Here is an 11,878-nt window from a genome sequence, read left to right as displayed (position 1 = left end):
GTGACCCAGATCACCGACACTATCAGCGAAGTAATCGCCACCCTGACCGCGGACAAGACCACTGTGTCCGAAGGCGGCGAGGTGACCTACACCGTGACCCTGACCAGCAAGGACGGTCTGTCGTTGAGCGGCCACAACGGTCTGATCTTCACCCTGAGCAACGGCCAGACCATCACCATTGGTGCCGGCCAGACCAGCGGCAGCGTGACCGTGACCGCAGGGGACGACGTTTACAGCGGCGGCCAGAACGATCTGAGTGCCACACTGACCAACGTGAGCGGCGGCGACAACTTCGAGAAGCTGACCCTGACCGGCATCGCGACTACCACAGTGACTGACGAGCCCCAGGGTGAAGGTGACAGAGTATCTGTTTCTTTATCGGGTCCTGCATCTGTGACAGAAGGGCAGCTTACAGGTGAGTACACGGTAACCTTGAGCCATGAAGTCAAACCTGGTGATAAGGTTTTGTTGACTTACACGTATGGTACAGCCGGTGAAGGTGACTTCACCAAGACGGTTGAGGCCGTAATTGACGGCAGTGGTAAGATCGCAAAATTCACAATTGCGACTATCAACGATGTCTTGATTGAAGGTAATGAAACCTTCTCAGTGCGAGTAGACAAGGTTATTAGCGCGACCACAGGTCAGAATGTATTTGAACTGTTAGACACAACTGGCGCAACTGTGACCACCAGCATTATTGACAATGACTCTGTAGTTGCTCTGCAAGATGTGATTGAGGGGACTGCAGGTAATGTTCTGAACGTTGCCGATGGTGTTGCCTTTACAGGTACGACAGCCTTGGGGGGGGCTGTGTCGCTGGTGAATGGCAAGTATGTTTACCAGGCGCCGGTACGGAATCATGCCGACTCTGTTGCTGACACTGACTCGTTTACCTATACCAAGGCCGACGGTTCGACGGTGACGTATACCATCAATATCCTGGATACTAACCCGATTGCGGCCAACGATAGTGGCAGTGTGGCCGTGGGGCTGAATGCCCAGACGATCGGTTCGACCAGTCTGCTGGCAAACGACACTGTAGTGGATAGCTCGAGTGCCAACCCAGCCAAGGTGTATTCGGTGACCGGCCTGAATGGTCAAGTTATGGTGCTTGGTGCATCAGGTAGCGTAACGGTGGCGGGTAAATATGGCGATCTGACCGTGAACGCTGATGGTAACTACACCTATACCAGCAAGCTGGATACCGATGTGCAGGCGGTTGAAGGTGGCGCGGCGGTGAAATCTGCCTTTGCTGTATATGGCTTCCAGAATAACTCGCTGCCGCTGAATGGCACCTCACTGAATTTGACCGGTCTGACCGATAGCGCAACGGCACTCGTGGATGTTCGTACCAGCGGCAACAATGCCAAGCCTGGTATTGGCGTCTCCCAGAGTGGTAGCGGTACGAACGATATCGGTAGTGGCGAAGCGCTGGTGATAGGGCTTAAGGCGCTATCCAATTTTGCTCAGATAGGTATCAACGAGCTTAATAGCGGACAGGGCAGCGCAAGTTGGAAAGCCTATGATGCGAATGGTGTGTTGGTCGGCTCCGGTACCTTGCTATCGTCTTCCAATAATGGAAGTTTGCAATCGTTCAATATCTCGACAAATACCCCTTTCCAGTATCTGGTGTTGGGCTATAGCGGTAACCAGAACGGTTATGTCATTGACTCGATCAAGTACACGCCAGCTGTTGGTGCTGTGACAGAAGAGTTTGCTTATACCGTTAAAGATAACGATGGCGACGTGTCAAATTCGGCGGTGCTGACCCTGAATGGCAATGTGCCAACGACCGTAGCTCCAACTATGTTGATGGGGATCGAGGATACGGATGTCGCCCTGACATGGGCGTCGTTCGGGATCTCGGATAATGCGTCTACCGTCCGGATTTCTGGTAATCAGGATGGCACCGGCATCATCAAATATCTTGATTCGACAGGGCAATACAAGGTGCTGGGCCAGAACGAAACCAAAATTTTCAGCAAGGTTGATATCGACAGCGGTAAGGTGAAATTTGACCCAGCTGACAATATGTCTGGGGCGGACATCTATGGCCCTGGCCAAGGTTTGGGCAACAAAGGCAACGACCTTACGACAATCAGATTCGATGTGTTGCAGGGCGCTGATGCGATTGCTACCGGCAAGAGTGTTGTGGTGGATCTGACTCCGGTGGCCGACAAGCCGTTGTTGTCGTTGTCCGGTTTCCAGAGTTTGGCTGCGATCAATTTTGAAGATGTCAAACTGGGTTCGGCAACCTGGAGCGACAACATTGACCTGAACACCGTACAAGGCGCAGGAACCATTGGTATCTGGAAAACGGCTGATGGTGGAAACCGTATCGAGGTTGGCAAAGAATCGGTTTATGTGGGTGGTGGTAGCAGTAACAATCAGGTGATGGAGATCGAAGGAAAATCGGGAGTGAAGACGCTTTATGCTGACTTCAACTGTGAAGGGGGGCGTTTCTACCAGTTGGGGTTCGATATTGCTGCGCGTACCAGTTCGATATCTTCCAGTGCGTTGACGGTCAAGTTCGTTCAGCTGGATGTCAATGGTGTGCCGGTTGGCGGTACTGAGCGCGTGTTGTACAACTTTAATCCGACAGATGACAGTTGGAAGCTGAATCAACTCGTGGGTCTGCCAGTAGACACCACAGCAAAATACCGCCTGATATTCGAGTCGAATGATTCTGATTCGTACGGTGCAATTCTGGATAACATCAAGTTCCAGGCGGTGGACAATAAAGGTTACGAAGACTCATTCATCAAGCTCAGTGCCATCAACTCCGCCCTCGTGGACATTGACGGTTCCGAAACCCTGACGGTCGAGATTAGTGGTCTGCCGAAGGATGCCGTGTTGAAAGATGCGGCTAACCACAGTATTACCGTGGATGCTACTGGTAAGGCTTTGGTTAGTGGCTGGAGTCTGTCGACATTGCAATTGAAGGTGAATGACCCGGGTAACTACAATCTGGTGGTCAAAGCAACGGCAACCGAAGTGACCTCCACTGGCAAGGTGTTGGATACCGTTTACAGTGAGGTTTTCCTGCCGGTTCAGGTACTGGCTGCCAACGTGGCCCCGGTGATTACTGCTGCGTCGGTTGCCGTCTCCGAAGAAGGCTTGGCCAGTGGCTTAGTGGATACCACCGACTTCCGTGGTCAAAGTACGAATCTGGATAGTACAAATGACATCTCGGTTTCTGGCAAGTTGGCAATCAGTGATGCTAATGGCGATACCATCCAATCAGTTAAACTGGTCGCGCCGACAGAGAGCTTCACTTCCGGTGGTAGCCCGATCAAGTGGAGTGTCTCGACTGATGGCCTGATGTTGACTGGTAAGGTGGGTGATAACGGCCCGACTGCCGTGACGGTCACCATCGACAAGCAGGGCAATTACAACGTCAATCTGTTCAAGCCGCTGGATCATGTCAATGCAGACAATGTGGAAGGGCGCTTGGCGATCAATGTCGGTGTGGAGGTCAGCGATGGTAAGCTAACCGGAACCGGCACGTTGACCATCCAGGTTGAGGATGATCGTCCGGTAGTGGTCACACCTCAGACGGCGCATATAGAGGGTGCCGGTATTCAGACCAATCTGATGTTGATCGTCGATGTATCAGGTTCTATGACTTGGGGTTCTGGTGTACCAGGCAAGAGCCGCCTAGATATTGCCAAGGAGTCACTCCTGACATTGCTGAGCCAATATGACTCGTTGGGAACAACAATGGTGCGTATTGTTCTGTTTAATGACTCGGCAAAGACCCTTGGCGATGGTTGGTTGAGCGTATCGGATGCCAAGAAGCAAATATGGGATCTGCAGATAAAGGACAACCAAGGAACTGAGTATGATGATGGTATCAACAAGGCGATGGATGCCTTCCTGACACAAGGTAAACTCACCGGTAGCGGTGTCCAGAACGTTAGTTACTTTATCTCTGATGGTGACCCTGCATCTGGTCATGGCGTACCGGAGCAATCTTGGGTGGCGTTTACCAAGCAGCATGACATTAAGGCGTATGCGTTGGGGATGGGCTCTGATATCAAGGATCCGAACTCACTCCACTTGGCTGCCTATGATGGTGTGAGTGAGAAGAATACCGATGCCATCGTCGTGACAGATATGAGCAAGCTGGAGCAGGTCATCAGTGGCACGGCTCAGCGCAGCGTCAGCGGAGATCTCTTTGGTCAGGTTGGTACGGGGACTGGTGCCGATGGCGGTGCCATCCGCACTGTGCGTATCGATGGTCACATCTACGCCATCGAGAATGGGCGTCTTGTCAGCGGTGCCGATCAGGGGGGCAGTTATGATGCGCGGAGCCAGCAGTTGGTGATTACCCTTGGCAATGGCGACAAGTTGACAATTGGTTTGGTGACTGGTGAATACCTTTACCAAACCTCTCAACATGGAGCCCAGAGCAAGAGTATTGGCTTCGAGCTTGTAGATGCTGATGGAGACAGAGCAACAGGCTCTTTGAACCTGACAATAGAGCCATCCGATAACGGAAGAACTTTCGTTGGCAACGATGGTGATGATCATCTGACAGTGCTAAATGCCAGCCAAGTGCATATTGCCTTGGGTGGTGTGCATGGTGGTGGTCCTCAGGTCACGCTCGAACAGAATATTGACACTCGTTCAGGGGTCACCCTCTACGGAGGTAAGGGCTACGATCATCTTACCGGTGGTCTTGGCGACGATATTCTGAGTGGTGGCACCAATGGTCATGGTTCTTCTGGCCCGATCAACGTAGATGGCAAGCTCTACTACGGGGATGTACTGACAGGAGGGGATGGAGCCGATACCTTCCAGTGGCAACAGGGTGATGCCCTGGAGCAGGGTTCCAACAATGCCACAATGACCCCTGATCACGCCATCGACTATATTACCGATTTCAAAGTGGAGCATACGTCAGGCTGGCAACAGAGCAGCAACAGTTGGAATGACTTCAAGAATGTGGACATCGCCCACTCTGACAAGCTGGATCTCTCCGATATGCTGGATCACAGCGGCAGCAATTTGGAGGGGGATCTGAGCAAGCTGCTTTCGGCCTTCGAAGCTCACGATGGTGTGCATCTGCAGGTGAAGTCAGCGGGGAATAATCAGGTCAGTCAGGAGATTGTCTTGCTTGGCAGTACCTTCGAGTCCATAACCGGAGATATTAGCAATCATGTTTCTGGTTCTCCGGAATCAGCATCCCAGCAGGTAATCAACTATATGTTGCAAAACCACTTGCTTGATATCGATAAGTAAGCCCAATTCGGGGCAGTAAAAAAGCGGCAGAGCAATCTGCCGCTTTTTTTATCTTTGCAGGGAAGCGAAATCAGTTGCCGAGGGTGGCAAACAGACTCTGCTCCAGAGAACCGCGGGAGACGCAGACCGGTTTGATGGAAGGGGCCGCTACCCGCTCGCCTGAGGATTCAACGAAGAACAGCTCGGTGTTGCCCTTGACGTTGACGGTCGCCACGCTGCTATTGCCGCTTTGGGTGATGATCAGGTTGATCTGCAAGTTCGGGTTGCCCAGTGCAACTTTGGAACCCATGGTACCGCAATCGAGCCACTCCAGCCCATCGGCTGAGTGGTTGACGTTGGCGGTCATCAGGCCGGCACCACGCTGGCTATTTTCGATGGTGAGGCCGTGATCAGTGAACCACTTCTCGGCACGTGCCCACACCAGATCTACCGGGATCGCCATCTCCTGAGTGTTGTTGGTAGCCTTGGCAATCGGCGGGTTGTAGCGATACTCTTCACCGCCGTTATTGTCACCCGCACAACCAGCCAGCAGCAGCGCCAGCGCACTTCCCATTATTTTTTTCATTGTGTCTCTCTCGTCCATATCACCTGGCCATAGGCCAACCGGCACCTATTATCGCCGGAGCGACAACCTCTGTCAGCAAGCATCCTGAAACGGATGTCATGGGAGGGGATCGGGGCGCTTTACAAAATAGGTTTGCTATCATAGATTTGCTCGAAATTCCTCCATAAGCGCCGCCGTGACCCACATGCTCACTCCAGATCTGCTGCAGCAGATCATCGACCAATTGCCTATGAGTATCTTTTGTCGGGATAGCCATGGGCGCTATCTGTTCGCCAATCGGATGTTTGTGCTTGAGGCGCAAATGGAATCCTCTGCCGAGGTGGTCGGCAAGACGGATGCGGATATGCCTTGGGGAGATGTCTTTCGCGGCGAGGATGAGCAGGTGCTGGCAGGTAGAGTTCCCTTGCTCTATCAGCAGTTGCACTGCAAGAGTGGCGGCAATACCTGTTGGGTCGAGATCCACAAGGTGCCGCTTTATAACACCCAGGGTGAGGCATATGCGGTGTTTGGGGTGGTCAACGAGATTGCCCAGCGTAAAAACCTCGAACAGACAGTCAAACAGCAGCAGCTACTGCAGCGTTTTTTGCTCGATGCCATTCCTGATCTGATCCGTTTTGATGATCACGACGGTGTGTTGCTGGAGTGCAATCAGGCGTTCCTCGACTTTATCGGTCAGGGGGTGGATGAGGTGCTTGGTCGGCAGCTGCCGTTCCGGCTGGCAGCGCCGCAGGGGATGGGTAATGGCGAGTGTTGTCTGCTGGATGCCAGAGGGCAGGGGCGACACATGGAGATCACCCGGGTCGATGTGCCTGATGGTGATGGCCACTCCCTCGGGGTTTTGACGCTGGGCCGCGATATCACCGGCCTGCGCACCACTCAGGCCCAGTTGCAACAGGAGCAGCACTACGACAGCCTGACCGGGCTGCTCAAACTCTCCCGTTTCTTGCAGACCTGCCGTCATCTGGGGGGACGCAACGCCACCCTGGTGCTGGTCGATCTGCACCATTTTCGCGAGATCAATGATCGCTTCGGGATCCGGATTGCCGATCGCCTGCTCAGCCAGGTAGCCAAGCGGTTGCAGCAGTTGGTTCCGCCGCGCTCCCTGCTTTGCCGGGTGGCTGCCGATGATTTCAGTCTGTTACTGCCAGACTTGAATGAACCGCTTCAAGACTGGAGCCAGCATCTGCAGCAGCAGTTGATGGAGCACTATCAGGTGGAAGAGCATCGTATCCAGATCCCGGTATTTTTGGGGCTGGCGCAGGGGAAGGCAAGCGATGCCGAACGGTTGCTCAGCCATGCCGAGGCGGCGCTGGCCCAGGGCAAGCGGCAGCAGCAGTACTGCACTTTGTTTGATCCCGCGCTGCATGCCCGGCTCAAGCGGCGTCAGCTGATCACCGCCCAGTTGCCGCTGGCCATCAAGTCCGCCCAGTTGGTTGCCGTCTATCAGCCCATCATCTGTACTCGCACTCACCGGCTGCATGGTGCCGAGTTGCTTTGCCGCTGGCCTCATCCAGAGCTTGGGATGATCTCCCCCGAGGAGTTTATTCCGCTGGCGGAAGAGATGGGGGTGATTGGTCAGCTGGGTCAGCTGATGCTGGAGCAGGGTTGTGCCCAGTTGGCGCAGTGGCAAAACATCCAGCCAGAGATGGTGCTCTCCATCAATCTCTCTCCTTTGCAGTTTCGCGATCCGGCGCTTTGTGAGCGGGTATCCGCTTGTATCGCCCTGCATGGGCTCAAGGCTAGTCAGCTGGAGCTGGAGATCACCGAGGGGGTATTGATGGAAAATGCCGACGAGATTGAGACCAATCTCGACAACCTGATCGCCGCGGGTTTTCAGCTGGCCATCGATGATTTCGGTACCGGTTACTGCTCGCTGGCCTATCTGCCACGTTTGCAGGTGGCGACTCTCAAGCTGGATCGCAGCTTCACGCAGGGGCTGGCGAGCAATACGGCGACCACCGCCATCGTGCGTTCGGTGATCGGTCTGGGCCACGAGTTGGGTATCTGCATCACTGCCGAAGGGGTGGAGACGCCAGAGCAGCAGCAGTGGCTGACCGAGGCGGGCTGTGATCGGTTGCAGGGCTATCTGTTTAGCCGCCCGCTGCCACCTGCCGAGTTTGCAGCCAGTTATCTGGAGTGAGAGGTTCGCCGCGCTGAGGTGCGCAACCGAGGAGTGCAACCTCAAGGGTGAAAAACAATGAGGCCACCGATAAGGTGGCCTCATTGTTTATTGCAGCAGCGGATCAATCCTGGAAGTAGGTGCCCCAGCCATCGTAATCCACCCCGTATTTTTCGAGGATAGGTAGCATCTTGGCGATATCGGCAACGATAGCATCGACATTCAGCTTGCACTCGATGGTGGCGTCGAAGCAGAAGATAGTTGCGCCGTCATCCAGCTCCATCTCTTCGGCATCAGTCACTTCAAAACCCGCCTTGAACAGGTCAACCGCGGCTTTTTCCAGACGGTCGAAGTCCTGGCAGGCGAAGTGGTGCTCAATTTCGTAATCTGCTTCAGGATTGCTACCATCGGCCAGCAGTTCGTTAACGATCTCGGCGGCTTCGTCGCGCCACTCTTGCATATTCAGACTCATGTTGCCTCCAGGCGGTATCATTGCGGCAAAGCATACTCGCAGAGTGGATTTGGCTCAATGCGGCTGAGCGACGGAGCTGCTATTTTCCATGAGATTGGCAGCGTATATATGCCGAGCAACCACAGCTAAGGCTGTGAAATGATAAGGTTTTGGTGAATAAATGGCCTTGACGTTCAGTTGTTGAGCGAACGCATTTTTTATCGTGGCATCTTGTTGACACCGTACCGCAGAAAGGGTTTAATGCGCGCCGTTGCCCAGATAGCTCAGTCGGTAGAGCAGGGGATTGAAAATCCCCGTGTCGGCGGTTCGATTCCGTCTCTGGGCACCAAATTCCTCCTTAGTTCAGTCGGTAGAACGGCGGACTGTTAATCCGTATGTCACTGGTTCAAGTCCAGTAGGAGGAGCCAAATTCGAAAAGCCCGCTCAATCGAGCGGGCTTTTTTTCATCTGTTAATTCCCGTTGCAGGCAGCTAAAAACAGGGTCGCCCCGCAGGTGGCGCTGAACAGCAACATACCTGTTTGCAACATGCTGCCTGGGCATGCTTTTTTCTCTCTCTTTCTGGCCCTGACCCACTTTGGCTTCATCACATTCCCTTATCCGTTTTATGGCCTGAACACCTGAACTCCTGTTCAGGCAGGCCATCTTTGTTGAATGGCTGCATGGCGTCAATATCTCCCGAGAACAATTAATTCAGCAGCCGCGAACCGCAGTTTGTCAGGCCCCATATTGGTGTTTAAACCCTTGTTAATATTTTGAAAAACCGGAGTGACCCCGCTTTTGGCCAAGGTTATGATGGGGTGAGAGATGTTCCCATCCTGACGGAGAGATCCCTGATGAACAGCCCCTTGCGCTATGTACTGGACGGCATCCACTGCGAGCCGCACTTTTTTACCGTCCCCCTTGATCATGATGATCCGGATGGTGACAGCATCACCCTGTTTGCCCGTACCCTTTGTCGCAAAGACAAGCTCGATGAGTCGCTGCCCTGGCTGCTGTTTTTACAAGGGGGGCCTGGGTTTGGCGCGCCGCGTCCGACCGCCAACAGTGGCTGGCTCAAGCGGGCGTTGCAGGAGTTCAGAGTATTGCTGCTCGATCAGCGTGGCACCGGCATGTCGAGCCCCATTCACGCCCATGCGCTGGCCAAGATGACCCCCGTTGAGCAGGCGGATTACCTCAGCCACTTTCGCGCCGACAGCATAGTGCAGGATGCCGAGTTCATTCGACAGGAGCTCAGTCCCAAGCATCGCTGGAGCCTGTTGGGTCAGAGCTTTGGCGGGTTCTGCTGCCTCACCTATCTCTCGCTCTATCCCGACAGTTTGCGGGAGGTCTATATCACCGGCGGTATTGCTCCCATTGGTCGCAGCGCAGAAGAGGTTTATCGCGCTACCTATCAGCGAGTGGCAGACAAGAATTGCGCCTTCTTCGCCCGTTTTCCCCACGCTCAGGCCATCGCTAACCGGCTGGCCAACCATCTCCACCTGCATGATGTACGACTGCCCAACGGTCAGCGGCTGACGGTGGAGCAGTTGCAGCAGCAAGGACTGGATCTGGGGGCCAGCGGTGCGTTTGATGATCTTTACTATCTGCTGGAGGGGGCATTTATGGGTGACAAGCTGAACCCGGCCTTCCTTTATCAGGTGCAGAGCATGCAGCCATTCAATACCAACCCGCTGTTTGCCATCCTGCATGAGGCCATCTACGCCGAAGGAGAGGCAACCCGCTGGGCCGCAGCGCGGGTCAGAGAGGAGTTCCCTACGCTGAACTGGGCGGCGGGCAAGGATTTTGCCTTCACCGGCGAGATGATCTTCCCCTGGATGTTCGAGCAGTTCCGCGAGTTGCTGCCTCTCAAGGAGGCGGCTCATCTGCTGGCCAACAAGGCGGACTGGGGGGCGCTCTATGACCCTGCCCAACTTGCTCGCAACAAGGTACCGGTGGCCTGCGCCGTCTATGCCGAGGATATGTATGTGGAGTTTGACTACAGCCGGGAAACCCTGCGGGGCCTTGGCTGCAGCCGTGCCTGGATCACCAATGAATATGAGCACAACGGCTTGCGTGCCGATGGTGAGGTGGTGCTCGATCGACTGATCGCCCTGAACCGGGATCGCTGAGGCACGGCGCGAATGTGCCAGGCAGGGGCTGCCGTCATGAGATAGCAGCCCTTTGCCATTGGGCGCACACCATCTGCCGGATAGCCACAATCGACGATAAACATGACCGGGGATGAAATGAGAAGAGGCGGCCGATTGGCCGCCTCTTGCGTTATTACAGACCGATGGGCGTTAAGCCTTACAGCTGCTCGATACCTGCGATATGCCAAGGTGCATTATCTTTGGCCAGGTTACGCTCGAGGTGCCATACCTCTTTGATGTCATCCTCGACCTGCTCCTGGCGGTCCATGTAGCGGCCGCTGAAGCGTACGCTCACCTGGGCCCAGTCGCTGCCATAGTCAGCACGTACCAGCTGGGTATCCACATACATCACTTCGGTATGCTGGTCGCCGGTCAGTTCGGCGCGCTCGGCTTTGAGCTGTTCAAACAGCTCTGGGCTCACGTACTCGCGTACTTTTTCCAGATCGTTCTTGTTCCAGGCTTCTTGCAGGGTGCGATAGTGATCGCGGGCCCCGGCCAAAAAGCCGTTCATGTCAAAGCCGGGCGGCAAGCGGAACGGTACATCGCTGTCAGCAAAGCCGGTGGCTTGCGGTGCGCTGTTGCTCTGCTCGAACTGCTGCGGGGCAGCGGATTGCGGTGGTTGATAACCCGCATAGGCTGCCTGCTGCGGCTGTGGCGTCGCGACCTTGCCCCGGCGCAAGGCGCGCAGCAGGAACACTGCACCCAGCGCCAGTGCGGCGATCAGCAGCATATCCATGCCTTGCAGACCTTCAAAGGCACCGCTACCCAGCAGGTAGGCAAACAGACCACCAGCCAACAGGCCACCCAGCAGGCCACCCATCATGCCGCTCTTTTTCGGCGGAGTCTGGGCGCCCAGGGCCGGATTCTTGTTGTCGACCGGTTTAGCCGCTGGTTGGGCCGGCGCAGTTTTGTAACTTTTACCAAAGGATTTGCCGCCACCAAATTTCTTGGCTTCGGCGTGAGGTGCCCCCAGGCCAATGGCCAGGATCATGGCAAACAGGGTCAGCATCTTTTTCATTTTGACTCTTTTCACTCTCGTCTGTGGGTGGGGCATGCTCTGCTTTGGCAAGCTCAGCAAGGCGCATTGCAGGCTGCCTGTCCCTAAATGTGTCGCAGCCTGTATTGATCAATATCACCATTGGCATGAATTATTCATGAACGAGATCGTTTGTGGTTGGCGTCAACGATAGGGAACACGTAGCATGAAAAACAGACGATTGAGTCGCAAGGCACGCAAAATGCGTAGCAAAATCAAAACTGCTAAAGAGGAACAAGCCCTCATTTGGCCCTTTATGATGGTATGAGCCGCCAGATAGGGCTCGCCGTCTCTGGCTTTCTTTTGTAA

General features: G+C 54.6%; 6 protein-coding genes and 2 tRNA genes. 5 read left to right on the top strand and 3 right to left on the bottom strand.

Going from position 1 to position 11,878, the window contains the following annotated elements; translation table 11 throughout:
• On the top strand, positions 1-5,247 hold the full coding sequence (locus tag BN1135_RS13140; RefSeq protein WP_042021748.1) for an immunoglobulin-like domain-containing protein: 5,247 nt from the start codon (positions 1-3) through the stop codon (positions 5,245-5,247).
• Between the two features lie 70 nt (positions 5,248-5,317).
• Here the strand turns inward: BN1135_RS13140 and BN1135_RS13135 are convergent, their stop codons facing one another.
• Complete coding sequence (locus BN1135_RS13135) at positions 5,318-5,812, bottom strand: hypothetical protein (RefSeq protein WP_042021746.1); 495 nt, start codon at positions 5,810-5,812, stop codon at positions 5,318-5,320.
• A 184-nt stretch (positions 5,813-5,996) separates the two neighbouring features.
• Between BN1135_RS13135 and BN1135_RS13130 the strand changes: the two genes are divergently transcribed.
• Positions 5,997-7,952, top strand: a complete 1,956-nt coding sequence (locus BN1135_RS13130) for a sensor domain-containing protein (protein WP_042021760.1) — start codon at positions 5,997-5,999, stop codon at positions 7,950-7,952.
• Positions 7,953-8,055: 103 nt separating this feature from the next.
• On the opposite strand, the gene rraB is transcribed toward BN1135_RS13130, so the two are convergent.
• Positions 8,056-8,391, bottom strand: coding sequence for a ribonuclease E inhibitor RraB (gene rraB / locus BN1135_RS13125; RefSeq protein ID WP_042021758.1), 336 nt, complete (start codon positions 8,389-8,391; stop codon positions 8,056-8,058).
• A 264-nt stretch (positions 8,392-8,655) separates the two neighbouring features.
• Between rraB and BN1135_RS13120 the strand changes: the two genes are divergently transcribed.
• The 3 genes from BN1135_RS13120 to BN1135_RS13110 all read left to right on the top strand — a co-directional run bounded on the left by BN1135_RS13120 (position 8,656) and on the right by BN1135_RS13110 (position 10,512).
• Positions 8,656-8,731 (top strand) — tRNA-Phe (locus BN1135_RS13120).
• 3 nt (positions 8,732-8,734) lie between these two features.
• A tRNA-Asn gene (locus BN1135_RS13115) sits at positions 8,735-8,810 on the top strand.
• Between the two features lie 427 nt (positions 8,811-9,237).
• Positions 9,238-10,512: an alpha/beta fold hydrolase gene (locus BN1135_RS13110; RefSeq protein ID WP_042021744.1), complete on the top strand. Its 1,275-nt coding sequence runs from the start codon at positions 9,238-9,240 to the stop codon at positions 10,510-10,512.
• A 178-nt stretch (positions 10,513-10,690) separates the two neighbouring features.
• Here the strand turns inward: BN1135_RS13110 and BN1135_RS13105 are convergent, their stop codons facing one another.
• Positions 10,691-11,551 (bottom strand): Tim44 domain-containing protein, encoded by an 861-nt coding sequence (locus BN1135_RS13105; RefSeq protein ID WP_042021742.1) that lies wholly within the window; start codon positions 11,549-11,551, stop codon positions 10,691-10,693.
• Positions 11,552-11,878: the final 327 nt, after the last annotated feature.

It is taken from the genome of Aeromonas sobria, from assembly GCF_000820145.1.
Lineage (GTDB): Bacteria > Pseudomonadota > Gammaproteobacteria > Enterobacterales > Aeromonadaceae > Aeromonas > Aeromonas sobria.
This window is presented reverse-complemented; position numbering and strand designations above follow the sequence as displayed.

What these genes read in the sequence shown, in the direction of transcription:
- BN1135_RS13130 (WP_042021760.1), top strand. Translation starts at nt 5,997, where the DNA reads ATGCTCACTCCAGATCTGCTGCAGCAGATCATCGACCAATTGCCTATG.
- BN1135_RS13110 (WP_042021744.1), top strand. Translation starts at nt 9,238, where the DNA reads ATGAACAGCCCCTTGCGCTATGTACTGGACGGCATCCACTGCGAGCCG.
- BN1135_RS13105 (WP_042021742.1), bottom strand. Translation starts at nt 11,551, where the DNA reads ATGAAAAAGATGCTGACCCTGTTTGCCATGATCCTGGCCATTGGCCTG.
- rraB (WP_042021758.1), bottom strand. Translation starts at nt 8,391, where the DNA reads ATGCAAGAGTGGCGCGACGAAGCCGCCGAGATCGTTAACGAACTGCTG.
- BN1135_RS13135 (WP_042021746.1), bottom strand. Translation starts at nt 5,812, where the DNA reads ATGAAAAAAATAATGGGAAGTGCGCTGGCGCTGCTGCTGGCTGGTTGT.